Here is a 25,309-nt window from a genome sequence, read left to right on the forward strand (position 1 = left end):
TCCACAGGACACGCCGGGCCGCTCCGGGCTCGCCGGACGGTCCTGCGTCGACACCCGCGCCCGCCGGCCCCCCGACCCCGCCAAGCGCGCGCTGACCTGGAATTTCATTCGCGACCACGCGGTAATCCGAAAGTCAACCGCACACGACGGACAACCGGTCCGCCAGGTGTGCGGCGCGGCGGGAAATACTTCCGCCCTGTGTAACGGACTTGCCACGCGTGGGTGACGTTGGCCCTATCATCACTCGGGTCGGCTCACCCCATTTGCCGTGAGTCGACACCCCTCAGCCCGAGGAGGCCCCCGTGCCTGTGAGCGCATTGGACCAGCACCTCAAGGGGATCTGCCGCCCGTCGGCACACCCCGAGCCAGCCCTGCCCGGCCCTGCCGGCCGGGCCACGACGGCGACGCGCCGACCGGCGTGGTCGGTCGGCGGGACGGAGGCGGCGCGGTGACCACCTTCGGATACGCGGAACGGCCGGCCGGCCTGACCAACCCGGCGATTCGCGGGCCGCTCAACGAACGGCCCGCCGCCCGGAATCCGCTGGACGACACGGGCAGCCTCGCCGTCCGGGGGGAGGGCACGTCGAGCCGGACCCGCAGCCGGCCACACCAGAACGAACCACCGCCCCGCTCCGCGACACCGGGCGGCAACGCCAAGCCGGCCGGCGGTCGGGTCGCCGTCCCCGCCCGGCCCACCATGCCGGCGCAGGGCCGCCGCACCACGGAGCCGGCCAAGGCGCCCGACGAGTCGGGCGCGGAGACGGCGGTGCTCCCGGCGGTGCCGGCCGCCGCCGCGCCGGTCAACACGTCGACGGGCTTCCCCAGCCGTCCGGATCCGTCCGACCCCGCCACCGAGGTCTGGGGGCTGGTCGAGCGGGCCCAGGCCGGCGAGTCCGAGGCGTTCGGGCTGATCTACGACCGGTACGTCGACACCGTGTTCCGGTTCGTCTACTTCCGCGTGGGCAACCGGCAACTCGCCGAGGACCTCACCTCCGACACCTTCCTGCGCGCCCTCAAGCGGATCGGCAGCTTCACCTGGCAGGGACGCGACCTGGGCGCCTGGTTGGTCACCATCGCCCGGAACCTGGTGGCGGACCACTTCAAGTCCGGCCGCTACCGGCTGGAGGTCACCACCGGGGACGTGCTGGACGCCGACCGCGAGGACCGGGGCCCGGAGGGCAGCCCGGAGGCGGCGGTCGTCGAGCACATCACCAACGTGGCCCTGCTCAGCGCCGTCAAGCAACTCAACCCGGAGCAGCAGGAGTGCATCGTGCTCCGCTTTCTGCAGGGCTTCTCCGTGGCCGAGACGGCCCGCACGATGGGCAAGAACGAGGGCGCGATCAAGGCGCTCCAGTACCGCGCGGTACGCGCGCTGGCCCGGCTGCTGCCGGACGGCTTCCAACCCTAGTCCCGGGCGGAAAGAACGTCGTGCATCGATCGATGTACGCGCAGCTCCGTGGCGTCGCGACCTCGTGACAGCGATCACTTTGCGTGATTTCGCCTCCGCCGGCCCCGTAACCCATGTCCGGTGCGGACCGTTTCTCCGGGTGCGACCGGTGGTAGCCCCGGCATCCCCCGGGCCCCCGAGGCCCGGCAGCGCGGCCGGCCACGACCTTCGTCCGTGGTGTCACGCCGCCACCGGTCGCTGTCGAAGACAGCGGCCGACCGGCCGCGACCAGCGAGAGGAGGTGCCCGCGGTGGACAGCAACCTCTTCTCCCGTCGGCGCGCGGAGCGCTTCGCGCAGCTTCTCGACGAGGCCAACGGGGGCCGGCGACACCACGTCCGTTCCCGGGCCGACGACCAGTTGGCCGCGCTCGTCGCGGTGGGTCAGCGGCTGCCCGCCGCACCGCCCGCCGTGGAGGTGGACCCGGAGTTCCGGACCGGACTGCGGGCCATGCTGCTGGCCACGGCCGAGCGCGAGGGCATCGGTGCCCCGGCCGCCGTCACCACCGAGCCGTCGTCCCGGCGCTCCGCCGCCGACACCGGCCGCAACCGGCTGCTGCCGGCGGTGACGGCCCGCCGGGCCCGCGCCCGGGGCGCCATCCTGGTCGGCGTCGCGGCCGGCGCCGTCGCCCTCTCGGGGATCTCGGCCGCCAGCGAGAACGCCGTCCCCGGTGACGCGCTGTACGGCATGAAGCGCTCCACCGAACGCGCCCAGCTCGCGCTGGCCAGCTCGGACGTCAGCCGGGGCCAGCTGTTCCTGGACTTCGCCCGTACCCGGCTCGCCGAGGCGGCGGCGCTGCGCGGGGACGAGGACGGCTTCAGCGCGGTGCTGGACGACATGGACGCCGACACCCGCCAGGGCGTACGCCTGCTGACCACCGCCGCGACGCAACGCTCGGACCCGGCGGCCCTCGACGCGGTCAACTCCTTCCTCACCGGCCAGCGCCGGGCGGTCGGCGGGCTCCTCGACGACGCCAGCCGCGCCGACCGCGACCGGACCCGCCGCTCGCTCGCCCTGCTCGACGCGGTCCGCAAGCGCTCCGACGCGCTGCGTGCGGCGATCGCCTGCGGCCGGCCCGCACCCGTCGGCAGCGACGCCCTCGGGCCGGCCCCGGCCACCTGCCCCGGCGACCGCTGACCCGGCGTCGGCGGTACCGCCCGAGACGTCCGCGCCACACTTCCCCCCGTGGGCGGCCGTCCGCCACGCGCACCCGGCTACCCTCGCGGAAGCACACGTCGCGCCGGTCCAGCGGAGGGAGGTCGCGTGACCCGCAGCCGCAAGGTGACCGTCAGCACCGACGCCCACGGTCACACCGCCGGCTGGGCGGAGACCGACTTCGCGCCCCTCGCTCCCCCGGAACCCGATCCGACCGCGGCGGCCTTCTTCGACGTCGACAACACGATGATGCGGGGCGCGTCGATCTACTGGTTCGCCCGGGGCCTCGCCGCGCGCGACTACTTCACCACCGCGGACCTGGCCCGGTTCGCCTGGCAGCAGCTGCGGTTCCGGCTGCTCGCCACCGAGCACGCCGGCGACATGTCGCAGGCCAAGGAGGCCGCCCTCGCCTTCGTCCAAGGCTGGCGGGTGGACGACGTGGAGCGCCTCGCGGAGGAGATCTTCGACGAGCTGATGGCGCCCCGGATCTGGGCCGGCACCCGCCGGCTCGCCCAGCGTCACCTGGACGCCGGCGAGCGGGTCTGGCTGGTCAGCGCCGCGCCGGTGGAGATCGGCCGGGTGATCGCCGCGCGGCTGGGCCTGACCGGCGCGGTCGGCACGGTCGCCGAGATCGTCGACGGCGCGTACACCGGCCGGCTGGTCGGCGACCTGATGCACGGCCCGGCCAAGGCGGAGGCGGTCACCCAGCTCGCCGCGGTCGAAGGGCTGGACCTGCGCCGCTGCACCGCCTACAGCGACTCGTGCAACGACCTGCCGATGCTCTCCATGGTGGGCCGGGGCGTGGCGGTGAACCCGGACGCGGCCCTGTTCAAGGAGGCCCGGCAGCGCGGCTGGGACGTCCGCGACTTCCGCACCGGCCGCCGCGCCGTCAAGATCGCCGTGCCGTCCACCGCGGCCGCCGGCCTGATCGCCGGGGCGGTCGGCGCCGGGCTGGCGCTGCACCGTCGCCGCCGCGACGGCTGACGGCACCGGCCGCCCGCGTCGCTAGGGCCCGAACGGGTCGGGGCGCCGCTCCAGCAACTGGTGCAGGGTCTGCTGGATGGTCTCCCGCACCTGGTCCGCGAGGTTGAACACGACCAGCGGGTCGTCGGCGGAGTCGGTCAGGTGCGCGGTCGGGATCGGCGGACAGAACTCGATAAGCCACTTGCTCGGCAGCGGCACCATGCCGAGCGGCCCCAGCAGGGGGAAGGTCGGCGTGACCGGGAAGTAGGGCAGCTTGAGCAGCCGCGCCAGGGGCTTGATGTCGGCGAGCATCGGATAGATCTCCTCGCCGCCGACGATGGCGACCGGCACGATCGGGGTGCCGGTGCGCAGCGCCGCCGAGACGAACCCGCCCCGGCCGAAGCGTTGCAGCTTGTAGCGCTCGGAGTAGAGCTTGCCGATGCCCTTGAAGCCCTCGGGGAACACGCCGACCAGCTCGCCGTTGCCGAGCAGCCGCTCGGCGTCCGGGTTGCAGGCGACCGTCCCGCCGGTCTTGCGGGCGAGCTCCGAGACCACCGGCATCCGGAAGACCAGGTCGGCGCCGAGCAGCCGCAGGTAGCGGCGGGCCGGGTGCTGGTCGTGCAGCGCGGCCGAGAGGATCAGCGCGTCCAGCGCCACGGTGCCGGAGTGGTTGCCCACCACCAGGCCGGCGCCCTCGGCGGGCACGTGCTCCAGGCCGGTGACCTCGGTGCGGAACCAGTCCCGGTAGAGCATCCGCAGCAGCGGGTGGAAGACCGCCTCGGTGATCTCGGGATCGAAACCGAACTCGTCGACCTCGTAGTCGCCGGAGAGCCGGCGACGCAGGAAAGCCAGGCCCCTGGCGACCTTGCGGTCCCAGTGGTCGCCGGGCCGGTCCGGCACCGCCGGCCCCTTCGGTCCCGTGCCGCCCGGCGCCCGGCCCGCCACGGTGGTGGCCGGCTCGTCGGTGGCGGACGTGTCGGGCTCGTCGGGCGTGCCGGGGTGGTGTCCATTCGCCCGCGCGGGCTCCGCGTCCGGCGCGGCCACGGTCAGCGGTACGTCGTAGCGGCCGTCGCGCCGTTCCTCCGGCCCGTTCACAAGCCCTCCCGCACGGCCGCCCGGACCTGCCGGATCCCGTCCAGCACGAGCTGCTCGGCGACGGCCAGCTGGTCCCGGTTCACCACGACGCCGCCGTAGTGGGCGCGGATGAAGTCGTCGAAGGCGGCGGCGGTGGAGCGGGGCGTGAAGCCGTACTCCCGCTCGAGCCGGCTGGTGTCGACGACCCGGCCGTGCACGAAGAGGTCGACCTGGTCCAGGCCGTAGCGGCCGAAGCCGAGGTTGCGGGCGATCGCGGCGGCGCTGGAGAGGCCGGGCTCCAGCACCGGCACAGCCACCCGGCCGGCCCGGCGGATCGCCTGCGACAGGGAGAGCACGCCCGGCCCGGCCACGTTGTACGTCCCCGGGTGGTCCTCGACGATCGACCGGTGCAGCACCTCCAGCGCGTCGTCGAAGTGCAGGAACTGCAACCGGGGGTCCCGCCCGAACACGGTCGGCACCACCGGCCGGGAGAAGTAGCGGGTGAGGGTGGTGTCGGCGGTCGAGCCGATGAACGGCGCGAAGCGCAGCACGGTCGCGGTGACGTCGGGCCGGCGGCGGCGGAAGCCGCGGACGTACCCCTCGATGTCGAGGATGTCGCGACCGAACCCACCGCGTGGCACCTCGCGTGGCTCGGTCTCCTCGGTGAAGACGGCCGGGTCGCGGAACGACGCCCCGTACGCGGCCGTCGAGGAACGGACCACGAGCTTGCGCAGGCGGGGGGCGCGTTGACAGGCGGCGAGGAGCTGCATCGTGCCGATGACGTTCTGGTCCTTCATCGCCGAGCGGCCGCCGTGCTGCGGGTCCGGCGAGGTGACCAGGGCGAGGTGGACCACCGCGTCGACGTCGAGGTCGGCGAGGAGGCCGCCGAGCGAGCCGGGGTCGATGCGGACGCGCTCGACCCGGTCGAGCAGGTCGGCGAACTCGGCGCCGGGCTCGGGCTGGTCCACGCCGATGACCCGCTCGATGCGGGGGTCGGCCGCTAGCCGGGCGGCGACGTGCGCGCCGAGGTAGCGGCTGACCCCGGTGACGACGACGACCCCCGGGGCACCTGGGGTGCCACCGGGGGTCATGTCGCGCACCTTCCCCGGCAGGAGGGATCGAACCGGGACATCCGCGGCGTGATCACCTGAGCCTCCGAGGGTCGACAGTTGGCAAGTGACGACGGGAGCCGGGCCGGGACCCGGCCCCGGTCACTTGCCGAGACGGCGACGCTGGACGCGGGTCTTGCGCAGCAGCTTGCGGTGCTTCTTCTTAGCCATGCGCTTGCGGCGCTTCTTGACCACCGAGCCCATACGAAAGCCTTTCGATGCAACGTGCGGGGCGACCGGATGACGCCACGGTGTGGCGTCGGCGACCGCGTGCGGACAACGGACCGGGCCAGCGGGGTAAGCGGCAGGGCGCACCTGCGGTCACGGTCGGGGTCCAGGGTAGCCGGAGAGCGTCAGCAGGACCAACGCGCCCCCGCCGATGCCCGTTACGTCGTGCTCGGACGAGGGCCCGAGGGAGCGTCAGGCGGTTTCCTGAAAGGCGCCCCGCAGGTATTCGTGCACCGCGTGTTCGGGCACCCGGAACGACCGGCCGACCCGGACCGCGGTGAGTTCACCGCTGTGCACCAGGCGGTAGACCGTCATCTTCGACACCCGCATCACCGTCGCCACCTCGGCAACGGTGAGGAACTTGACCTCCGACAGCCGTCCGTCGGACTGCGACCCGGCCATGGCTCACCGACCAATCCCATGCCCGGCGCGTGCCACCGGACGGGTTCGTCCCGCCCGGACCGGCGACGCGCGTGTTACCAGTACGGTAGCGGGACGGCTGTGACCGGCGCGATCCCTTCGTACAACTGATCATGGTTCTCGCCGGTGTCCACCCGACCGGTCGGTTCGTTGTCGAACCTGTTGCGCCCGGCGTCCGATCGGTCCTCATCAGGAACACGCCGCCCCGTCCGGGGCGGTCGAGACCGCTGCCCGACGCGCCTGGACGCCGCGACGGGTCAGAGCCGGGCCGCCGCGCGGAAGGCGCCCGGTGGCTCCGGCGGCGCCACCGGAGCCACCGGGCGGGTGCCCCGGGCCGCTTCCGGACGCGGACCGGGGCTCCGCGCTGGGAGCGGGCACCAGTGTGTCAGGTCGCCCGACGCGGCCCGACAGCGGTCGATCATGAATGCCGGGGGCCGCCCGGACCGGCGCCGGCCGGGCCCACGGCGCCGCCCGGCGCGTCAGCCGACCACGGCCCGGACGTACCCGACGCACTCGTCGTGCAGGGCGGACCAGGGTTCGCCGAGGACCCGCTCGGCCGCCTTGTCCACCGGTGTGCGCTCGTGCACCACGGCCGCGAAGAAGGCGAGCAGCCGCTCCGGGCCGAACCGGTCGACCAGGTGCCGGACCGCCAGGTAGGAGACCCCGTAGCTGCCGCTGACCCGGTCGGCCGGGGCGTCGTCGGCCGGACTGAGGCTGTCGAGCCGGCCGTCCCAGCCGACGCCGAGCAGGCGCCGCACCTCGTCCAGTCCGGCATACCGGTCGATCGGCTCGCCGTCGGCGCCCGCGTACTCGGCCAATCCCTCCACCAGCCACCAGGTGCCCTTGCCCGGGTAGCCCCGCTCGGGCAGGGAGGCGGCGTGGGTCAGCTCGTGCCGGAGCAGGTCGTCCATTCCGCCGGCGACGAGCCCGTCGGCGTTGAGCACCACCTCGTGGTGGCCGCCGCCGACCGTGACCGCGTACCCGCCCGTCCACTTCGGCCGGCCGCCGCCGTACCAGCGCTGCCACTCGCCCCGGCCCGCGTAGAAGATCCGGTACCGGTCCGGCGTGCGGCCGTCCACGGCGTACGTGTCGGCGACCCGGGCGGCGGCCTCCGCCTGGGCCAGCAGGTCGGGCAGTTCCTTGCGCAGGGCGGGAGTGGTGGCCACGAGCGTACGCCGACCGACGGCCACGGCCAGCTCGCTGACCTCCCAGGGCCGGGTGCCGGTCTCGGCCGACCGGGACGGCTCCACGGCGAGCAGCCGGGGCCGCTCCCCCTCCCGCCACCGGGTGCCGGTCAGCACGCGGCTGGTGCGGCAGTCCGGCGTGACGAAGCAGTAGCGGAACTCGACCAGCAACCGCCACTCGCCCGGCCGGCCCTCGACCGGGGTGGGCAGGCCGTTGGCGGCGGCCTGCCAGGCGGTCACCCGCAGCGCGCGCAGCGCGGCGTACCGGCGGCGCAGGTCCCGATGCGCGACCGGCTCCGCGACCGCCAGGAACCCGGCGCGGTCCCCGCCGAGCAGGGCGGCGGACTGCCGGGCCAGCTCCGCCGTCATGCGCTCGCCGAGCCGGCGGGCGGCCGCGGTGGCGGGGTCGTCGGCCGGCGCGGCGGACGACTTCGGGGCCGGCGGGTCACCGGCACGCACCAGACCGACCACCAGCGCCGCGGGCAGGCCGCAGGCCAGCAGCAGCACGACCGCCGCCAGCGCCACCCCGAGCGGCCGGATCCGCCGCGACGGCCGCTCGGGGCCCACGGCCGCCGGAACGGGCCCGACGGGCCCGGTCCCGGCCGCCGCGACACCCGGTGCGCCCGGAGCCGCCGGTCCGCCCACGGCAGCAGTCGGTACGGGCGGCGTGGGCGGCGCGGGCGGCGTGGGCGCAACGGCCGGAACGGTCGACGCGGGCGGCACGCTCACAACGGTCGGCGTGGGCGGCGCGGGTGGCGTGGGCGGCGCAGCGGGCTCGGCCCTCTCGGCGGGCTCGGCCTCGTCAGCCGACGCGGCCTCGACAGTGGACTCCGTCCGGTCCACGGGCTCGGTCCGGTCAGCCGGCTCGGTGCCGTCAACCGGCTCAGCCTCGACAGTGGGCTCCACCCGCCCAGCGGGCTCGGTGCCGTCAGCGGGCTCAGCCCGGTCAGGCGGCTCGGCCCTTGCTGTCGCGGTGGCCGGCGTGCCGTCCGTCACCGGTCGGCCGTCCGTTCCGGGCTGCCCGTCAGTCACCCGCCGAAGGGTACGACCATCCGGCCGCCCCGGCGACCACGGCCCGGCGAGCCACGCCGTCCGGCGGCCCCGGGTGGTTCAGGCGGGGCGGCCCGTCCGGCGGAGCAAAGTGACGGTGACCGCCCACGCCACGACCAGCGCGACCCCGGCCAGCGGCAGCCCGCGCAGGGCGAGCATCCCGCCGCCCGCCACGAACCAGGCGGCCTGGAACGCGTGCTTGCCCGCCGCCGGCAGCGGCACGCGGGCCTTCGGCGAGCCGAGGACGCCCCAGAGCGCGGCGAGCAGCAGCGGCACCGCGCCGGCGACGCCCACCCGGACGGGCGTCGCCGCGTCCAGGGTCCAGCCCCACCAGCCGCCGACGGCCAGCACGGCCAGTTCCAGCAGGAAGAGCAGCAGCAGTCCCAGTGCCTTCACCGGCCTTCCCGCCGGGGCCAGGACCGGAACGCGACGTCCAGCGCGGCGACCAGGCTGTCGAAGGAGGCGTCGACGGCGCGGGGCAGCCCGAACCCGCCGGCCGCCTCCAGCGAGACGAATCCGTGCAGGGTGCTGCGCAGCATCCGGGTCGCGTCGAGGGCGTCGTCGCCGTCGAGCCCGTAGCCCCGCAGGGTGGCCCGGATCGCCCCGACGGCCCGCTCCCCGGCGACGACGTGCTCCGGGTCGGTCGGCTCCGGCACCCGCTGGGTGGCCGGGTAGCGACCGGGGTGCCGGTGGGCGTACGCCCGGTAGGCGGTGGCGACCGCCCGCAACGCCTCCCCGCCGGCCCGGCCCGCGACGGCGGCGGTCAGTTCGTCGGCGAGTTCGGCGGTGGCCAGCGCGGAGAGCTTCTGGGCGAGCGCGTCGGCCCCCCGGACGTGCTTGTAGAGGCTCGGCAGCGCGACGCCGAGCCGGTTGGCCAGCGCGGCGAGGGTGAGCTGGTCGGCGCCGACCTCGTCGGCGAGCCGGGCCGCCTCGCGCACCACGCTGCCCTGGGTCAGCCCCGCCCTAGGCACCGGTGACCGCCAGGAACTCGGTGAGCTGGGCGGCGGTGCGCGCCGGCTGGTCCGCGTGCGGGTAGTGGCCGGAGTCGTCGATCATCCGCGCCTCGGCGGTGGCGAAGAGCCGGCGGGCCGCCCGCGCCCCGGCGCCCGGGTCGCGGAAGTCCGGGTCCTGCGTGCCCATCAGCACCAGCACCGGCTGCCGGACCTCGCGGGCCCGGGCGGTCCAGTGCGGCTCGGCCGGCGCGAGCACGCCGCGCATCGCCGCCATCCGGCCGGGCTCGCGCAGGTTGGCGACCATCGCCCGGCGGTACGCCGCGTCGTCGGCCGGCCGGTCGCACGGGAAGAGCGTGCGGTGGAACAGCCCGAAGATCCGGGGGCTGCGCAGCACGGCGGTCTGGACCACCCGCGTGACCGGGTTGAGCTTCGGCTCCTCGACGAACGGGGCGACCTGGACGATGCCGTCGACCAGGGCGGGGGCGTCGGCGGCGGCGAAGACCACGGCCGCCGCGCTGGACGAGCTGCCGACCAGGGTGGCCGGCCCGCCGCCCAGGTCGCGGACCACCGCGAGCAGGTCGGCGCCCACCTCCGCCGGGGTGTACGACGGCCAGCCGGCGCTCGACGCGCCGTGCCCCCGGACGTCCACCGACGCCACCCGGTGCCCGGCCGCGACGAGCAGCGGGACCAGGTGGCGGAAGGAGCCACGGTTCTCCCCCACACCGTGCGAGAGGACCACGAGCGGCCCCCGCCCGTGCACCTCGTAGGCGATGCGTCCGCCGTCGCGCTCCACGTAGCTAACCTTCATAACCCGAAGGCTAAGGCAATTAGCTAACGCCGTCAAGGGCTTGACCTCACGCCGGCTTCAGGTCGCACGATCCGCTCATGCCACTCCCCCGCGCCACCGCCCCGCACCTGCGCATCGCCCGCCCGAGCCGCGACCTGGCGGCCGCCGAACGCTTCTGGGTCGGCGGGCTCGGCCTCGACGTGCTCCGGCGCTCCGCCGCCGAGGCGCCGGGCGAGCACGACCTGCTCATGGTCGGCCGGCCGGGCGACCACTGGCACCTGGAACTCGTCGGCGGGGAACAGCTCGCCGTCGCGCCGACGCCGACCCCCGCGGACCTGCTCGTGCTCTACCTCGACGGCCCCGTCGACGACGAGCTGGTCCGGGAACTGGAACGGGACGGCGGGACGAGGGTCTCCGCCGGCCCGTACTGGGACCGCTGGGGGGTGACGGTGGCCGATCCGGACGGCTACCGCCTGGTGCTGAGCGCCCGGGGCTGGTCGAACGACTGACTCACTTCTTCGAGATCACGGCCCGGCCGAAGAACATGAGGTTGGCCGGGCGCTCGGCGAGCCGGCGCATCAGGTAGCCGTACCAGTCCTCGCCGTAGGGCAGGTAGACCCGCACGGTGTAGCCCTCGCCTGCCAGCCGGGCCTGCTCCTCCGGGCGGATGCCGTACAGCATCTGGAACTCGAACCGCTCGGGGCCGCGGTCGAACCAGCGGGCCCGGTCCTCCCCGATGGCGATCAGGCGGGGGTCGTGGGTGGCCAGCATCGGGTAGCCGTCGCCGGACATGAGGATGTTCATGCAGCGCACGTAGGACTTGTCCACCTCGCGCGCGGACTGGTAGGCCACCGACTCCGGCTCCTTGTACGCGCCCTTGCACAGCCGCACCCGGGAGCCGGCCGTGGCCAGCTCGCGGCAGTCCGACTCGGTGCGCCGCAGGTACGCCTGGAGCACGGCGCCGGTCGACGGGTGGTCCTTGCGCAGCTTGGCGAGGATGTCCAGCGTCGAGTCGGTGGTGGTGTGGTCCTCCATGTCCAGGGTGACCGTGGTGCCCGCCTCCTCGGCGGCGGCGCAGATCGCCCGCGCGTTGTCGTAGGCGAGTTGCTCGTCGAACATCTGGCCGAGCGCCGACAGCTTGACGCTCACCTCGGCGGCCGGGGTGAGCCCCGCGCCGGAGAGCAGCTTCAGCAGCCCGACGTACTCGTCGCGGGTGGCGGTGGCCTGCTCGGGGGTGACGGTGTCCTCGCCGAGGTTGTCGAGGGTGACCGCGAGACCGTCGTCGACGAGTTCGCGGGTCGCGCGCAACGCGTCGTCGGTCTTGGCGCCGGCGACGAACCGGCGGACGAGGTCCCGGGTGAACGGGGCCGTCGCGACGAGCCGCTCGACCTGGGGTGACCGGGAGGCGGCGAGGATGACGGTACGGAGCATGGACCGAGCGTAACGCCCGCCGGTGGCCCCGCGCGGGGCAGCGGGGGCAGCCCCGGTCGCCAGGTCCCAACACCGTCACAGGCACCGCCCGGGGGCGGACGGCGCTGGCCCCCATCGGTTACAACGATGACGTGGAACATCGCCCCCGCCGCCGGCTCCGGTCGGCCTCCGTGCAGCTCGGCGCGCTCACCGTTCTCGCGCTCACCCTCTCCGGCTGCAACATGTCCTCGGACGACGACGATGACGACTGCGCCCTCGGCCCCGTGGGCGGCGGCGAGACGGTGGCCCTGGCGCTGCGGGCGCCCACGGTGACCGCCGGACGCACCGCGCCGGAGCCGGCCGCCGCGGCGGTGCCCGACCGGGGCGGCTTCGGCACCCACCTCGCCTCCTGCGGCGGCTGAGGTGCGCCGGGAGTCGGTCACCCCCCGCCCGGACTGGGACGCCACGATCCGCTCGCAGGGCCTGGTGTACGTCGACACCGAGCTGCCCGACGGCGGCATCATGTCGTACTGGGACGAGACCGCCGCGTACGCGTTCGGGCTGGACGAGGTGCTGCGGCTGGAGGAGGCGACCGAGGAGCTGCACCGGATGTCGGTCGCCGCGGCCGAACACGTCGTCGCGCGCCACCGCTACGCCGAGTTCGGCATCCCGGCCTGGGCGGCCGAGGCCGTGGCCCGGTCGCTGCGCGAGGCGCCGCCGACCCTCTACGGGCGCTTCGACCTCGCCTACGACGGCAGCTGGCCGCCGAAGCTGCTGGAGTACAACGCCGACACCCCCACCGCGCTGGTCGAGGCGAGCATCATCCAGTGGTACTGGCTGGAGCACACCCGGCCGGAGCTGGACCAGTGGAACAGCCTGCACGAGCGCCTCGTCGGCGCCTGGGCGAAGATCGGCGCGGGGCTGCACGACCGGCGGGTGCACGTGGTCTGGTCGAACGAGGAGGAGTCCGGCGAGGACCACATGACCGCCGGCTACCTCGCCGAGACCGCCCGCCAGGCCGGGCTGGAGGTCACGCTCCAGCCGATCCAGCGGCTCGGCTGGGACGGCCGCCGCTTCGTCGACGCGGCCGACCAGCCGGTCACCACCTGCTTCAAGCTCTACCCCTGGGAGTGGATGCTCGCCGAGCCGTACGGGCCGCTGGCGCTGGAGCCGGGCACCCCGACGACCTGGATCGAGCCGGCGTGGAAGCTGCTGCTGTCGAACAAGGCGCTGCTCGCCGTGCTCTGGGAGCTGTACCCCGGCCACGAGCTGCTGCTGCCGGCGTACCTCGACTCGCCGCGTGGCATGCCGGAGTACGTGGCCAAGCCGCTGCTCGGCCGCGAGGGCGGCTCGGTACGGATCGTCACCGGCGACACCGAGATCACCAACCCGGGGATCTACGGCGACGAGGGCTGGTGCTATCAGGAGTTCCGGGCGCTGCCCGAATTCGCCGGCAACCGGATGGTGCTGGGCAGCTGGATCGTCGACGGCGAGTCGGCCGGCGTGGGGGTGCGGGAGAGCACGAGCCTCATCACCGACGGCTACGCGCGGTTCCTGCCGCACTACATCGACGCGCCACGCATCCCCTGAGTCGTCTACGGTTGTGGGCGTGAACTTCGACGCGTACGCCCGGACCGGCGTTGACCTCGTCAACGCCCGCCTGGACGACCTCGACGACCTCCGGGCCCTCTTCCCCGACGACAACGCGTGGATGCGCGACGAGGTGGCGGAGCGCGACCTCGCCACCTTCCGGCGGGCGCAGAAGCGACTGCGCGACGTCTTCGAGTACGGCACATCCGGGCGGGACGCCCAGGCGGTGACCGAGCTCAACGCGCTGCTGGAGGCGTTCCCGGTGCAGCCCCGCATCTCCGGGCACGACTCCAGCGACTGGCACATGCACGTGACCAGCCGGGGCGCCTCGGTGAGCGCCGAATACCTGGCCGGCGCCGCCTGGGGGCTGTCGGTCTGGCTCTGCGAGTACGGCAGCGCCCGGTTCGGGGTGTGCGCCGACGAGCGCTGCGGCAACGTCTACCTGGACACCTCGTCCAACTGCTGCCGGCGGTTCTGCTCGGAACGCTGCGCCACCCGCTCGCACGTGGCCGCCCACCGCGCCCGCAAGCGTGCGGCCATCGGCGAGCAGGCCGGCGTGAGCAGCAAGGAATCGCTCAGCACTGTCGTCTGACGCCCGGCCCGGCCGGCGCTCCGGCGTCGGCCGGGCACGGCGCGGCGATCCGCCGGGCGTCGACCGGGCACGGCGCGGCGTTCAGGCGTCGACCGGGGACGGGGTGCCGAGGTGCTGGCGGGCGAACGCCAACGCCTCCCGCAGGTCGGCCTCCCGCACGGCGCGGCTCTTCGCGCCGCGGGTGGTGACCTCCACGGCGACCGAGCCGGTGAACCCGCGCCCGGCCAGCGAGGAGAGCAGTTCCCCGCAGGGCTGGGTGCCGCGCCCCGGCACCAGGTGCTCGTCGCGGCCCTCGCCGGTGCCGTCGCCGAGGTGCACGTGGGCCAGGTTGGCGCCCATCCGGTCGGCCATCGCCAGCGAGTCGGTGTGCGAGGCGGCGCAGTGCGACAGGTCGAGCGTGTAGGAGGCGTACCCCGTCTCGGTCGGGTCCCAGCCCGGGACGTACGGCACGAACTGCCGCCCCGCCATCCGGACCGGGTACATGTTCTCGACCGGGAAGCGCAGGTCGGGGTAGTCGGCGGCGATGGCGGCGAGCCCGTCGGCGAAGTTGCGCGCGTAGTCCCGCTGCCAGGTGAACGGCGGGTGCACCACCACGGTGGGCGCCCCCAGCGTCGCCGCCAAATCCGCGGAGCGGCGCAGCCGCTCCCACGGGTCGGGGCTCCACACCCGCTGTGTGACCAGCAGGCAGGGCGCGTGGACGGAGAGCACCGGGACGCCGTAGTGCTCGGCGAGCCCGCGCAGCGCGCCGGCGTCCTGGCTGACGGCGTCGGTCCAGACCATCACCTCGACGCCGTCGTAGCCGAGCGCGGCGGCCAACTGGAACGCCGCCGCGGTCCGCTCAGGGAAGACCGAGGACGTGGACAGGAGCACGGGAACGCGGGAAGTCACACCATCGAGGGTAGCCGGGGTCGATCGACACCTCGTGACGAGAGACCGCAAACCGCGCGAATCACACGGGTCAGCTCTTCGTTCGCGACTGCGGGGCTCGCAAGCTCACTCCTCACGCTCACACGGGTCCGCCTTTCGTTCGCGACTCACACGGGGCCGAGCTGGTCCAGTCGGCGCAGGATCACGCCCTCGCGCAGCGCCCAGGGGCAGATGTCCAGCGCGTCCACGTCCAGCTGGCGCAGCACGGCCTCGGCGACGACCGCACCGGCGAGCAGCTGGTGGGCCCGGCCGGCGCTGACCCCCTCCAGCTCGACGAGCTGGGCCGGCGGGATGTGCCGGATGAAGGCGAGCACCTGCCGCAGCCCGGCGCGGGTGAGCCGGCGGGGCGCCCACAGCCCGGCACCGGAGGGCGCCGCGCCGGCCAGCCGGGCCAGCGTCCGGAACGTCTTCGAGGTGGCCACCGGCCGCTCCCAGCCCACCGCGGTCAGCTGCCCGACGGCCGGTTCCAGCAGCCCGTCGACGTACGCCCGCAGCTCGTCGACCGCCTCGGCCGGCGGCGGCGCCGCGCTGTCGGGGGCCACCCGGAGCCGGTCCCGGGTGAGCCGGCCGGCGCCGAGCGGCAGGGAGACCGCGACGGCCGGGTCCTCGTCGATGCCGGCCGCCAGCTCCAGCGAGCCGCCGCCGATGTCCAGCACCAGCAGCCGGCCCGCCGACCAGCCGAACCAGCGCCGCACCGCGAGGAAGGTCAGCCGCGCCTCGTCCGCACCCGGCAGCACCTCCAGGCGTACGTCGGTCTCGTCGCGCACCCGCGCCAGCACCTCGGCGGCGTTGGTGGCGTCGCGCACGGCGGAGGTGGCGAACGCGATCAGGTCGTCGGCGCCCAGCCCCACGGCCGCCGCCTTGGCCATGCCGACCGCCTTGACCAGGCCGTCCGCGCCGGCCTCGGTGAGCGCGCCGTCCGGGGCGATCTGCTCGGCCAGCCGCAGCACGACCTTCTCCGAGTGCGCCGGCCAGGGGTGCGCCCCGTGATGGGCGTCGACCACCAGCAGGTGCACCGTGTTGGAACCGACGTCGAGAACACCCAGTCGCATGCTGAAGACACTAGGGCCACTCGGTTTGCGCGGCTCGGCGGACCGGTGGGGGCACCGGGCGTACGCTGGGCCGGGTGACAGGCCAGATCGAACTCCGTGTGCTGGTGGACGACCCGGACGACCCCCGCAGCCGCGAGGTCCCCCTGGACTTTCCCCGGGAGTGGATCGAGTTCGCCGACCCGGCGGACGACAACCATCTCATCCGGGCCGACCTGACGTGGCTGCTCTCCCGTTGGACGTGCATCTTCGGCCGGGGCTGCCACGGCATCGTCGCCGATCGGGCCGCCGACGGCTGCTGCTCGCACGGCGCGTTCTTCACCGACTCCGAGGACGAGCAGCGGGTCCGGGCCGCGGTCAAGCGGCTGACCCCGTCGACGTGGCAGCACTTCCGGCGCGGGTTCAAGAACTGGACCGAGAACGACACCATCGACGGCAAGAACTCCGCCCGCCGCACCGCCACGCAGGGCGACGACGGGCCGTGCGTCTTCCTCAACGACGCCGACTTCCCGGCCGGCGGCGGCTGCGCCCTGCACGCGCAGGCGCTGCGCGACGGGGTGCACCCGCTGGAATACAAGCCCGACGTCTGCTGGCAGCTGCCGATCCGCCGCGACCAGGAGTGGGTCAAGCGGCCGGACAACACGAAGGTGCTGGTCTCCACGCTCTCCGAGTTCGACCGGCGGGGCTGGGGCGCCGGCGGGCACGACCTGGACTGGTGGTGCACCTCCTCCACCGACGCGCACGTCGGCAGCGAGCCGATGTACGTCTCCTACGGCCCGGAGCTGACCGCGCTCGTCGGCACCCCCGCGTACGCGAAGCTGGCCGAGGTGTGCGGGGCGCGCAGGCGCCAGGGCATGGTCGCCCCGCACCCCGCCGACGGCGCCTGACCGACCGACGACGACGGGGCCCGCGCGCGGCGCGGGCCCCGTCGTGCGTACGCCGGTCAGGGCTCGAACTTGTAGCCCAGACCCCGCACGGTGACGATGAAGCGCGGCGCGGACGGCTCCGGCTCGACCTTGGAGCGCAGCCGCTTGACGTGCACGTCGAGGGTCTTGGTGTCGCCGACGTAGTCGGCCCCCCAGACCCGGTCGATGAGCTGACCCCGGGTGAGCACCCGGCCGGCGTTGCGCAGCAGCAGCTCCAGCAGCTCGAACTCCTTGAGCGGGAGCTGGACGGGGGCGCCGTCGACGGTCACCACGTGCCGTTCGATGTCCATCCGGACCGGGCCGGCGGCCAGCGTCGGCCCGCCCGACTCGGCGGCCTCGGCACTCTGCCGCCGCAGCACTGCCCGGATCCGCGCGACCAGCTCCCGCGGCGAGTACGGCTTGGTCACGTAGTCGTCGGCGCCGATCTCCAGGCCGACGACCTTGTCGATCTCACTGTCCCGGGCGGTGACCATGATGATCGGCACGTGCGAGCGCTGCCGCAGCTGCCGGCACACCTCGGTGCCGGACATCTCGGGCAGCATCAGGTCGAGCAGCACGATGTCGGCGCCGGTCCGGTCGAACTCGGTGAGGGCGGAGGTTCCCGTCGCGGCGACGGACACCTCGAAACCCTCCTTGCGGAGCATGTACGACAGGGCGTCGGAGAACGACTCCTCGTCCTCGACCACCAGAACGCGGCTCAACGGGACTTCCTTTCCATGTGCTGTCAGGCCTGCCGGAGCTCGGCCGGACCGGCCTCGATCCCAGCGGACGGCGGTGTCGCCAGGACCTCGTCGGGGGGACGGGTGGGCAGCCGGAGGGTGAACGTCGATCCACCACCAAGAGTGCTCGACACCTGCACCCTTCCGCCATGGTTGCCGGCGATGTGTTTCACGATGGCCAACCCGAGGCCGGTGCCGCCGGTGGACCGGGACCGGGCCTGGTCGGCCCGGTAGAACCGCTCGAAGATCCGGTCGACGTCGGTCGGGGCGATCCCGATGCCCTGGTCGGCGACGGAGATCTCCACGTGTTCGTCGGTGGCGCGGGCGGTGATCCGGACCGTGGTGTCCTCGCCCGAGTAGTTGACGGCGTTCTCCACCAGGTTGGACACGGCCGTGGCGAGCTGGGTGTCGCTGCCGTGGACGGTCAGGCCCCGCTCGGCGTCGACGGTCACCTCGATCCGGCGGGCGGCGGCGGAGGTGCGGGTCCGGTCGATCACCTCGGCGATCACCCAGTCGATCGCGACCGGCTCCGGGGGCGGCTGCGGCTCGGCGCCCTGGAGGCGGGTCAGCTCCAGCAGCTCCTGCACCAGGCGGCCCAGCCGGGTCGACTCGTGCTGGATGCGCTCGGCGAACCGGCGGGCGGCGACGAGGTCCTCGGAGAGGTCGGGCGCGCCCGCCCCGGCCGGCTCGGTGGCGTCCAGCAGCGCCTCGGCGAGGAGTTGCAGGGCCCCGATGGGGGTCTTCAGCTCGTGGCTGACGTTGGCGACGAAGTCGCGGCGGACCCGGGCCAGCCGGTGCGACTCGGTCACGTCCGAGGCCTCGACGGCGATGAAGCCCGCCCCGATCCCCATCGCCCGCAGGTGCACCCCGAGCGGGTTCACCCCGGCGTTGTCGCGACCCCGCGGCAGGTCCAGCTCGATCTCGCGCCGCACGCCGGTGCGCCGCACCTGCCCGGCGAGCGTACGGATCAGCGGGTGGGCGGCGATCGAGCCCTGGGTGGGGCCGGTGCGGAGCAGCCCCATCGCGCGGGCGGCCGGGTTGACCAGGACGGGCAGGTCGTCGGGGTCGAGCACGACCACGCCGGCCCGTAGGGAGTCGATGGTCCGGCGGCCGATGCCGGACTGCGGATCCTCGGCTATCGGGAGCCTCCCCCAGGTGTTGGGGAAGCCGGACCGGCTCCCCGCCCGCGTGGCGCGCCCGCCCGGCGCCGGGACGAACCGGGGCAGCAGCACCCCGGCGATCAGTCCGACCGCCAGCCCCACGGCCACCGCGACCGCCACCGCCCATTCCACCCGGCGATCGTAGGGTCATTGTTAACCCGGGAACCCCTACAAATGGGATGAATCACCTTCACTTCCGGCAAAGTTCACTCCCGCGTCCGGCGTCGTTCACCGAGGTTCACTTCCGGTCCGCCCGTCCGACCTACCGTGGGCGGCACACCTGCTCCCCGCCGACCCCCGGGCCGGCGACCACCGACCACAGGACGTGACAATGCGCGACGAGTTCCGGGCTGACCTGCAGATCGTCAGTCAACTGCTGGTAGACATGGCGGAAGGGGTCCGGGCCGCGATGCGGCAGGCCACCCACGCCCTGCTCACCGCGGACCGCCGGGCGGCCGAAACGGTGATCGAGCGGGACGCCGAGATCGACGAGCTCTACCGGCACGTCGAGGAGCGGGTCTGCGACCTGCTCGCCCGGCAGGCCCCGGTCGCCTCCGACCTGCGCGCGATGATCACCGCGCTGCACGTCGCGGCCGACCTGGAGCGGATGGGCGACCTGGCCGACCACGTCGCCAAGACCGCCCTGCGCCGGCACCCCTCGCCGGCCGTTCCGGCGGAGCTGCGGCCGACCTTCACCGACATGGCCGCCATCGCCGACCGGATGGCCATCAAGATCGGCTCGGTGCTCGCCAAGCCCGACGCCGACCTCGCCGCCGAGCTCGACGGCGACGACGACGCCATGGACGACCTGCACCGCAGCCTGTTCGGGCTGCTGCTCGGCGAGGACTGGCCGTACGGGGTGGAGACCGCCATCGACGCCACCCTGCTCGGCCGCTTCTACGAGCGCTTCGCCGACCACGCCGTCAACGCCGGCGAACACGTGGTCTACCTGATCACCGGGCAGACCACGCCCACGGCGAGCTGAGACGCACGGAAGGGTCCCTCCCCGGGCGGACGCCGGGAGGGACCTTTCCTCGTGCTCGGGTCAGCGACCCTGGTTGGCCACGGCGGCGGCGGCCGCCTTGGCGGCGGCCGGGTCCAGGTACGTGCCACCCAGCGTGAGCGGGCGCAGCTGCGGGTCCAGGTCGTAGCGCAGCGGGATGCCCGTGGGGATGTTCAGCTTGGCGATCGCGGAGTCGGAGATCTGGTCCAGGTGCTTGACCAGGGCGCGCAACGAGTTGCCGTGCGCCGCCACCAGCACCGTACGGCCGGCCAGGATGTCCGGCACGATCGAGTCGTACCAGTACGGCAGCATCCGCCCGACGACGTCCTTGAGGCACTCGGTGCGGGGCATCAGCTCGCTCGGCAGCAGCGCGTAACGCGGGTCGCCGACCTGCGAGAACTCGTCGTCGTCCGCGATCGGCGGCGGCGGGGTGTCGTACGAGCGGCGCCAGAGCATGAACTGCTCCTCGCCGTACTCCTCCAGGGTCTGCTTCTTGTTCTTGCCCTGGAGGGCGCCGTAGTGCCGCTCGTTGAGCCGCCACGACCGGCGCACGGCGATCCAGTGCCGGTCGGCGGCGTTGAGCGCCAGCTCGGCGGTGCGGATCGCGCGGCGCATCACGCTGGTGTGCACCACGTCCGGCAGCAGGTCGTGCTCGCGCAGCAGTTCGCCGCCGCGGCGCGCCTCGTTCTCGCCCTTCTCGGTCAGGTCGACGTCGACCCAGCCGGTGAAGAGGTTCTTGGCGTTCCAGTCGCTCTCGCCGTGCCGCAGCAGGACCAGCGTCCCGACGGTGGGCCCCTCGCTAGCAGTCATGCCGATCATCCTGCCGCACGCCGTCGGGCGACGCGCGGGCGGTGGTCGTGACGACCACCACGTGGAAAAGGCGCTGCCCGGACATCCGGCCTGGCACTAGGTTGTAAGGCGCAATAATCAGGGCGGTCATTACGAGGCGGGGGCGCCGGCGTGCGGACGATGCGGGGTTGGTTCCGGGACACCACCGGCGGCCTGCCGGTCACCTTCTGGTACCTGTGGGCGGGCACCCTGATCAACCGGCTCGGCTCGTTCGTCCTGGTCTTCCTGGCCATCTACCTGACGCAGGAGCGCGGCTTCTCCGCGTCGCAGGCGGGGCTGGTGCTCGGCCTGTGGGGCGTCGGCGGCGCGCTCGGCACCACCGCGGGCGGCACGCTGAGCGACCGCTGGGGCCGCCGACCCACCCTGCTCACCGCGCATCTCGGCGCGGCGGCCATGATGCTCGCCCTCGGCTTCGCCCGGGAACTGTGGGCCGTGGCGCTCGGCGCCCTGCTGCTCGGCATGTTCGCCGAGGCGGCCCGGCCCGCGTTCGGCGCGATGGTGATCGACGTGGTGCCGGAGAAGGACCGGCTGCGGGCCTTCTCGCTGAACTACTGGGCGATCAACCTCGGCTTCGCCAGCGCGGCGATCCTCGCCGGCCTCGCCGCCGAGGCCGGCTTCCTGCTGCTCTTCGTGGTCGACGCGACCACCACCGTGATCACCGCGCTGATCATCTTCGCAAAGGTCGGCGAGACCCGGCGGGCCCCGGCCGGCGGGGGTGGTCACAAGGGCGCCGGTGCTCCGGTCGGGGCGCTGCGCACCATCCTGCGCGACCGGGTCTTCCTCGGTTTCGTGACGCTCAACCTGTTCGCCGCGCTGGTCTTCCTCCAGCACATCTCGATGCTGCCGATCGCCATGGGCGACTCCGGCCTCAGCCCCACCACCTACGGCTCCGTCATCGCGCTCAACGGGGTGCTGATCGTGGTCGGCCAACTCTTCGTACCCCGGCTGATCAGGGGCCGGAGCCGGTCGCACGTGCTCGCCCTGGCGTCGGTGGTGATGGGCGTCGGGTTCGGGCTCACCGCCTTCGCCGACACGGCCTGGTTCTACGGCCTGACCGTGCTGATCTGGACGGTCGGCGAGATGCTCAACTCGCCGTCCAACGCCACCCTGATCGCCGAGCTCTCCCCAGCCGAGCTGCGCGGCCGCTACCAGGGCGTCTTCTCGCTCTCCTGGCAGGGGGCCGCCGCGGTCGCGCCGGTCCTCGGCGGCCTGGTCCGGGAGCAGGCCGGCAACGCCCAACTCTGGTTCGGCTGCGCCGCCATCGGCGGGCTGATGGCGATCGCCCACCTGGTCTCCGGCCCGACCCGGGAACGGCGGGCCACGCTGCTGCGGGCGGCCACCGGTCCCGTCGTGCCGGTGGTGGCGATCCGGCCACCCGCCCCGCAGGCGGCCGAGGCGGCGGCGACGGCCCCCGCCGAGCCGGTCGGTCCGGTGCCGGGCGACGGCCTGCCGGACAAGGGCCCGGAGCGGGCGGCCTCCACCGAGCCGGTCGGCCCGGCCCGGGGCGACGGCCTGCCGGACAAGGGCCCGGGGCGGGCGACGGAGCCGACGGGAGCGCGGTGACCAGCGACACGCTGGCGCGGCAGCCCCCGGCTTCCTACGGTCGAGGGCGCTTCGGTTAGGAAACTGAACTGTCGGGAGGACGGGTGCGGGCCCTGCGCCGCTGGCTGGACGACACTGCGGGCGGGCTCCCCGCCACCTTCTGGTACCTCTGGGCCGGCCTGCTGATCAACCGGGCCGGCGCCTTCGCGATGCTCTTCCTGTCGCTCTACCTGACCGGGGCGCGGGGCGCGAGCGAGGCGCTCACCGGAACGATCGTCGGGGCGTACGGGCTGGGCGGGGCGGGCGGGGTGCTGCTCGGCGGGGTGCTGGCCGACCGGTGGGGGCGGCGGTCCACCCTGCTCGCCGCCCACCTGGCCACCGCCACACTGATGGTCGGGCTGGCCTTCAGCCGGCACCTGGTGATGATCGCGGCACTCGCCGCGCTGGTCGGGGTGGCACACTCGATGCCCAGCCCCGCCTTCGTCGCGGCGATCGTCGACGTGGTGCCCAAACGGCGGCGCTCCCGGGCCTTCAACCTCCAGTTCTGGGCGTTCAACCTGGGCATGGCCGTCGCCTCGCTGCTGGCCGGCCTGCTCGCCGAGGCGAGCTTCGTCGCGCTCTTCCTGGTCGACGCCGCCGCCACCGTGCTCGCGGCGGCGGTCATCGCCTGGAAGGTCCCGGAGACGCTCCCCCGCCGCGCCGCCTCCACGCCGGCACCGATCTTGGACACTTCCCGTTCCGACCGGACGGAAGGTGTCCAAGATCTTCGTCCGGCACCGGACGGCGGCGGCGGAGCGGCGCCGCGGCGGACGGAGGCCGCGCGGCAGGCGGAGGGCGCGCGGCAGGCGGAGGTCGCACGGCGGGCGCAGGTCGGGCGGCAGACGGAGGGCGGGCGGCAGACGGAGGCGGGACGGGGGCGGCAGCCGGGGCTGCACACGGCGTTGACCGACCGCACGTTCCTCACCTTCGTGGGCCTGACCTTCGTGTTGGCCGTACTGACCATGCAGACGTCGACGATCATGCCCCTCGCGATGCGGTCGGACGGCCTGCGACCGTCGGCGTACGGCGCGGTGGTGGCGCTCGGCGGAGTCCTGATCGTGCTCGGGCAGCTCTTCGTCCCCCGGCTGATCGAACGGCACCGCAAGGACCGCGTCCTGGCCGTCTCCACCGCGCTGCTGGCGCTCGGCTTCGCCACCCTCGCGTTCGCCGACGACGTGGCCGTCTACCTGGCCGCTGCGGTGGTCTGGACGGTCGGCCAGATGCTCGCCGCGCCGCCCAACGCGCAGATCAACGCCGACCTCGCCCCGCTCGAGCTTCGGGCCCGCTACCAGTCGGTGTTCTACCTGGCCTTCCCGGCGGCGTCGTTCGTGGCACCCACTTTGGGCGGGGTCAGCCTGCAGTACCTCGGGGACCGGCACTGGCTCATCGTCGGCGGGCTCGGACTGCTGGCCGCCGGCTGCCACCTGCTCGCCGGCCCACCCCGCGAACGCCGCGTCGCCGCTCTCCGCCAGCTCTCCACCCCCCTCCCACCTCCACCACCCACCCCGACCCCAACCCCGTCCCCGTCCCCCGTGCGGTGATCATGAGGTTGGCGGCGTCCGGAGAGATCGACATCGCCGTCAACCCCATGATCAACGGAGGCCGTGAGCGGCCGAGGGAGGCAGGCGGGCGGGTGGGGCCGGGGGAGGAGGCCCGACGGGCGACGGCGGTCGGGCAGCGCCCAGGCACAGGGTGCGGGGCGGGGGCGGGGTGGTCGAGGAAGACAGCAGAACGCCCATCGCGACTCGTGATCGCGATGGGCGTTCGCACCGTATGACCGGCGGCGGCGGGCGAAGCCCACCCCCGTAGGCGTCGCCCGCTCGCGCCGCCGGTCCAAACAGGTGGCCACCGTCCCCCAACGGTGTTGTTCCACCCGTCCCCTGCGCCTCACTCGGTGCACGGATCTGATCGATCCACCGCTCCCCCGAACGGTTCCAAGCGTGGCGCGGTGCAATAAAGTTAGTTCGCCCGGGATTACGAAGACAACCTGGTTGGGCTGTCTCGCCGGTCACAGCTCCGGTGTCCCACCGGAACTGCCGCCACCTCGGGCCTCGGTGTTGGCCAACAGCGCTTACCCGTGGGCCATTCCCCCAAACACGTCAGGCGTCCTCACGGTCGGGCGATTCCGTACGGAAGAAGTTGCTCGGCCGGCCGTCGCGGAGCTGCTCCTGGTAGATCAGGTTCAGCTTCCGCTCGTCGAAGGTCCGGAACCACTCGTCCCAGGTGATCTCGCGTACCCGGCTGCTCTCGCGGTAACCGGGCATGTTGAAGGTGAGCACACCGGCCCGCCCCTCCCGCTCGGTGCCCGCGATCGTGGCCGGCTCGGCGCCGCGCTCCCGCGCCCAGTTCCGGATCACGTCGTGGTTGGTGGTCACCAGGCTGCGGCCGGGGCGCTCCGGCCGGTCGGCGGTGGACGAGATGAGCTGCGAGGAACGCACCGACCGCGAGGTGCTCCGCCCGGTCCGGACGCCGGTCGCCGTACCGCCGGTCGCCGTGCTCGCCCGCGACGACGCCGACGCGCGGGGCGCCGTGGACTTCCGGGCCGCCGACGTGGTCTTCTTCGCCGGGGCCGCCTTCGCGGCGGCCTTCCTGGCCGGAGCCTTCTTCGCCGCCGCCGCTGTCTTCTTCGCCGCCGGAGCCTTCTTCGCCGCCGCCTTCTTCGCCGGGGCGGCCTTCTTCGCGGCCTGCGCCCGGCCCGGGGCGGCCTTGTTCGCCGCCCGGCCCGACGCCGCCTTCTTCGTGGCGGCGGCCCGTCCGGCGGACGCCCGCGTCCCCGTCGCCCGACCGGCGGGCCCGGTGCTGCGACGCGCGGCACCGCCCGAGGGACGCTCCGCCCGCAGGGTCTTCGCCAGGGTCTTCACCAGTTCCGGCTTGCGCAGGGCGGAGATGCCGGAGACCCCGCGCTTGCGCAGCTGTCCCCGGATCTCGTCCACCTTCATCCGGGAGATCTCGGACTCGGAGATCGTCGGGGTGTTCGGGGTCTGGTTGCCCGGCTGCCGTTTCGTCCTGGTCGCAGTCCCGCCGCGACCTGAGCTGTTCCGCTGAGCCATGGGACGCTCACGCTCCTCGACAGTTGGTCCTCGGCGCGCGGCGGGTCCCAGTGCCGCACCGCGCGGTGCGGCATACCCGTCAGGA

The 25,309-nt window shown here is 74.0% G+C and carries 25 protein-coding genes and 2 pseudogenes; 11 read left to right on the top strand and 16 right to left on the bottom strand.

The window, feature by feature from the left end:
* Positions 1-448 precede the first annotated feature (448 nt).
* The 3 genes from ACFHW0_RS13080 to ACFHW0_RS13090 all read left to right on the top strand — a co-directional run bounded on the left by ACFHW0_RS13080 (position 449) and on the right by ACFHW0_RS13090 (position 3,584).
* A complete protein-coding gene (locus ACFHW0_RS13080) occupies positions 449-1,408 on the top strand; it encodes an ECF subfamily RNA polymerase sigma factor, BldN family (protein ID WP_416607552.1) in 960 nt (319 codons plus the stop codon).
* Between the two features lie 289 nt (positions 1,409-1,697).
* Positions 1,698-2,582, top strand: a complete 885-nt coding sequence (locus tag ACFHW0_RS13085) for a DUF5667 domain-containing protein (RefSeq protein ID WP_416607553.1) — start codon at positions 1,698-1,700, stop codon at positions 2,580-2,582.
* Positions 2,583-2,708: 126 nt separating this feature from the next.
* On the top strand, positions 2,709-3,584 hold the full coding sequence (locus ACFHW0_RS13090) for an HAD family hydrolase (RefSeq protein WP_416607554.1): 876 nt from the start codon (positions 2,709-2,711) through the stop codon (positions 3,582-3,584).
* Between the two features lie 21 nt (positions 3,585-3,605).
* On the opposite strand, the gene ACFHW0_RS13095 is transcribed toward ACFHW0_RS13090, so the two are convergent.
* The 9 genes and pseudogenes from ACFHW0_RS13095 to ACFHW0_RS13135 all read right to left on the bottom strand — a co-directional run bounded on the left by ACFHW0_RS13095 (position 3,606) and on the right by ACFHW0_RS13135 (position 10,389).
* Complete coding sequence (locus tag ACFHW0_RS13095; RefSeq protein WP_416607720.1) at positions 3,606-4,463, bottom strand: lysophospholipid acyltransferase family protein; 858 nt, start codon at positions 4,461-4,463, stop codon at positions 3,606-3,608.
* A gap of 191 nt (positions 4,464-4,654) precedes the next feature.
* Positions 4,655-5,728 carry an NAD-dependent epimerase/dehydratase family protein gene (locus ACFHW0_RS13100; RefSeq protein WP_416607555.1) on the bottom strand — a complete coding sequence of 358 codons (1,074 nt, stop codon included), beginning with the start codon at positions 5,726-5,728 and terminating at the stop codon, positions 4,655-4,657.
* Between the two features lie 120 nt (positions 5,729-5,848).
* The gene (locus ACFHW0_RS13105) at positions 5,849-5,950 is read right to left on the bottom strand and encodes a 30S ribosomal protein bS22 (RefSeq protein WP_007465623.1); all 102 of its coding nucleotides are present in this window, start codon (positions 5,948-5,950) and stop codon (positions 5,849-5,851) included.
* 216 nt (positions 5,951-6,166) lie between these two features.
* Complete coding sequence (locus ACFHW0_RS13110; protein WP_007465625.1) at positions 6,167-6,376, bottom strand: helix-turn-helix domain-containing protein; 210 nt, start codon at positions 6,374-6,376, stop codon at positions 6,167-6,169.
* Positions 6,377-6,583: 207 nt separating this feature from the next.
* Positions 6,584-6,823, bottom strand: a pseudogene (locus ACFHW0_RS13115) (hypothetical protein); the annotation flags it as partial.
* Between the two features lie 50 nt (positions 6,824-6,873).
* Positions 6,874-8,145 carry a hypothetical protein gene (locus tag ACFHW0_RS13120; protein ID WP_416607556.1) on the bottom strand — a complete coding sequence of 424 codons (1,272 nt, stop codon included), beginning with the start codon at positions 8,143-8,145 and terminating at the stop codon, positions 6,874-6,876.
* A 543-nt stretch (positions 8,146-8,688) separates the two neighbouring features.
* Positions 8,689-9,024 carry a YrdB family protein gene (locus ACFHW0_RS13125; RefSeq protein WP_416607557.1) on the bottom strand — a complete coding sequence of 112 codons (336 nt, stop codon included), beginning with the start codon at positions 9,022-9,024 and terminating at the stop codon, positions 8,689-8,691.
* The gene (locus ACFHW0_RS13130; protein WP_416607558.1) at positions 9,021-9,599 is read right to left on the bottom strand and encodes a TetR/AcrR family transcriptional regulator; all 579 of its coding nucleotides are present in this window, start codon (positions 9,597-9,599) and stop codon (positions 9,021-9,023) included. Before ACFHW0_RS13130 ends, ACFHW0_RS13125 begins: the two co-directional genes overlap by 4 nt.
* Positions 9,592-10,389, bottom strand: a complete 798-nt coding sequence (locus tag ACFHW0_RS13135) for an alpha/beta fold hydrolase (RefSeq protein ID WP_416607559.1) — start codon at positions 10,387-10,389, stop codon at positions 9,592-9,594. The genes ACFHW0_RS13130 and ACFHW0_RS13135 overlap by 8 nt, the downstream gene beginning before the upstream one ends.
* Positions 10,390-10,466: 77 nt before the next feature.
* Between ACFHW0_RS13135 and ACFHW0_RS13140 the strand changes: the two genes are divergently transcribed.
* Entirely contained in the window at positions 10,467-10,877 is a 411-nt protein-coding gene (locus ACFHW0_RS13140) for a VOC family protein (RefSeq protein ID WP_416607560.1), read from the top strand.
* A gap of 1 nt (position 10,878) precedes the next feature.
* Here the strand turns inward: ACFHW0_RS13140 and ACFHW0_RS13145 are convergent, their stop codons facing one another.
* Positions 10,879-11,799 carry a proline dehydrogenase family protein gene (locus ACFHW0_RS13145; protein WP_416607561.1) on the bottom strand — a complete coding sequence of 307 codons (921 nt, stop codon included), beginning with the start codon at positions 11,797-11,799 and terminating at the stop codon, positions 10,879-10,881.
* Between the two features lie 131 nt (positions 11,800-11,930).
* Between ACFHW0_RS13145 and ACFHW0_RS13150 the strand changes: the two genes are divergently transcribed.
* The 3 genes from ACFHW0_RS13150 to ACFHW0_RS13160 are packed head-to-tail and all read left to right on the top strand — an operon-like array spanning position 11,931 to position 13,960.
* The gene (locus tag ACFHW0_RS13150) at positions 11,931-12,200 is read left to right on the top strand and encodes a hypothetical protein (protein WP_366639945.1); all 270 of its coding nucleotides are present in this window, start codon (positions 11,931-11,933) and stop codon (positions 12,198-12,200) included.
* A 1-nt stretch (position 12,201) separates the two neighbouring features.
* Entirely contained in the window at positions 12,202-13,368 is a 1,167-nt protein-coding gene (locus ACFHW0_RS13155; protein ID WP_416607562.1) for a glutathionylspermidine synthase family protein, read from the top strand.
* A 19-nt stretch (positions 13,369-13,387) separates the two neighbouring features.
* Positions 13,388-13,960: a CGNR zinc finger domain-containing protein gene (locus tag ACFHW0_RS13160; RefSeq protein ID WP_121400170.1), complete on the top strand. Its 573-nt coding sequence runs from the start codon at positions 13,388-13,390 to the stop codon at positions 13,958-13,960.
* An 81-nt stretch (positions 13,961-14,041) separates the two neighbouring features.
* Here the strand turns inward: ACFHW0_RS13160 and ACFHW0_RS13165 are convergent, their stop codons facing one another.
* The gene (locus tag ACFHW0_RS13165; protein WP_416607563.1) at positions 14,042-14,848 is read right to left on the bottom strand and encodes a sugar phosphate isomerase/epimerase family protein; all 807 of its coding nucleotides are present in this window, start codon (positions 14,846-14,848) and stop codon (positions 14,042-14,044) included.
* Between the two features lie 146 nt (positions 14,849-14,994).
* Positions 14,995-15,939, bottom strand: coding sequence for a Ppx/GppA phosphatase family protein (locus ACFHW0_RS13170; RefSeq protein WP_416607564.1), 945 nt, complete (start codon positions 15,937-15,939; stop codon positions 14,995-14,997).
* 74 nt (positions 15,940-16,013) lie between these two features.
* Here ACFHW0_RS13170 and ACFHW0_RS13175 point away from each other — a divergent pair, with 74 nt between their 5' ends.
* Positions 16,014-16,823, top strand: a complete 810-nt coding sequence (locus ACFHW0_RS13175) for a hypothetical protein (protein ID WP_416607565.1) — start codon at positions 16,014-16,016, stop codon at positions 16,821-16,823.
* Positions 16,824-16,879: 56 nt separating this feature from the next.
* Here the strand turns inward: ACFHW0_RS13175 and ACFHW0_RS13180 are convergent, their stop codons facing one another.
* Entirely contained in the window at positions 16,880-17,563 is a 684-nt protein-coding gene (locus ACFHW0_RS13180) for a response regulator transcription factor (RefSeq protein WP_088998216.1), read from the bottom strand.
* A gap of 23 nt (positions 17,564-17,586) precedes the next feature.
* Complete coding sequence (locus ACFHW0_RS13185; RefSeq protein WP_416607566.1) at positions 17,587-18,873, bottom strand: sensor histidine kinase; 1,287 nt, start codon at positions 18,871-18,873, stop codon at positions 17,587-17,589.
* A gap of 199 nt (positions 18,874-19,072) precedes the next feature.
* On the opposite strand from ACFHW0_RS13185, the gene phoU reads away from it, so the two are divergent.
* Positions 19,073-19,726, top strand: coding sequence for a phosphate signaling complex protein PhoU (gene phoU, locus ACFHW0_RS13190; protein ID WP_416607567.1), 654 nt, complete (start codon positions 19,073-19,075; stop codon positions 19,724-19,726).
* Positions 19,727-19,786: 60 nt separating this feature from the next.
* On the opposite strand, the gene ACFHW0_RS13195 is transcribed toward phoU, so the two are convergent.
* On the bottom strand, positions 19,787-20,554 hold the full coding sequence (locus ACFHW0_RS13195; RefSeq protein WP_416607568.1) for a phosphoglyceromutase: 768 nt from the start codon (positions 20,552-20,554) through the stop codon (positions 19,787-19,789).
* A 150-nt stretch (positions 20,555-20,704) separates the two neighbouring features.
* Here ACFHW0_RS13195 and ACFHW0_RS13200 point away from each other — a divergent pair.
* Both ACFHW0_RS13200 and ACFHW0_RS13205 read left to right on the top strand, forming a co-directional pair.
* Positions 20,705-22,012: pseudogene (locus tag ACFHW0_RS13200) on the top strand (MDR family MFS transporter); the annotation flags it as partial.
* A 227-nt stretch (positions 22,013-22,239) separates the two neighbouring features.
* Positions 22,240-23,715 carry an MFS transporter gene (locus tag ACFHW0_RS13205; protein ID WP_416607569.1) on the top strand — a complete coding sequence of 492 codons (1,476 nt, stop codon included), beginning with the start codon at positions 22,240-22,242 and terminating at the stop codon, positions 23,713-23,715.
* Between the two features lie 558 nt (positions 23,716-24,273).
* Here ACFHW0_RS13205 and ACFHW0_RS13210 read toward each other — a convergent pair.
* Entirely contained in the window at positions 24,274-25,137 is an 864-nt protein-coding gene (locus tag ACFHW0_RS13210; protein WP_416607721.1) for a hypothetical protein, read from the bottom strand.
* Positions 25,138-25,309 lie beyond the last annotated feature (172 nt).

The sequence above is a fragment of the Micromonospora sp. LOL_025 genome, assembly GCF_048060285.1.
Taxonomy (GTDB): domain Bacteria; phylum Actinomycetota; class Actinomycetes; order Mycobacteriales; family Micromonosporaceae; genus Micromonospora.

Bases quoted from the DNA above. Each gene is read 5' to 3' on its own strand.
- ACFHW0_RS13100 (WP_416607555.1), bottom strand. From the start codon at position 5,728: ATGACCCCCGGTGGCACCCCAGGTGCCCCGGGGGTCGTCGTCGTCACC.
- ACFHW0_RS13105 (WP_007465623.1), bottom strand. From the start codon at position 5,950: ATGGGCTCGGTGGTCAAGAAGCGCCGCAAGCGCATGGCTAAGAAGAAG.
- ACFHW0_RS13110 (WP_007465625.1), bottom strand. From the start codon at position 6,376: ATGGCCGGGTCGCAGTCCGACGGACGGCTGTCGGAGGTCAAGTTCCTC.
- ACFHW0_RS13135 (WP_416607559.1), bottom strand. From the start codon at position 10,389: ATGAAGGTTAGCTACGTGGAGCGCGACGGCGGACGCATCGCCTACGAG.
- ACFHW0_RS13140 (WP_416607560.1), top strand. From the start codon at position 10,467: ATGCCACTCCCCCGCGCCACCGCCCCGCACCTGCGCATCGCCCGCCCG.
- ACFHW0_RS13145 (WP_416607561.1), bottom strand. From the start codon at position 11,799: ATGCTCCGTACCGTCATCCTCGCCGCCTCCCGGTCACCCCAGGTCGAG.
- ACFHW0_RS13170 (WP_416607564.1), bottom strand. From the start codon at position 15,939: ATGCGACTGGGTGTTCTCGACGTCGGTTCCAACACGGTGCACCTGCTG.
- phoU (WP_416607567.1), top strand. From the start codon at position 19,073: ATGCGCGACGAGTTCCGGGCTGACCTGCAGATCGTCAGTCAACTGCTG.
- ACFHW0_RS13195 (WP_416607568.1), bottom strand. From the start codon at position 20,554: ATGACTGCTAGCGAGGGGCCCACCGTCGGGACGCTGGTCCTGCTGCGG.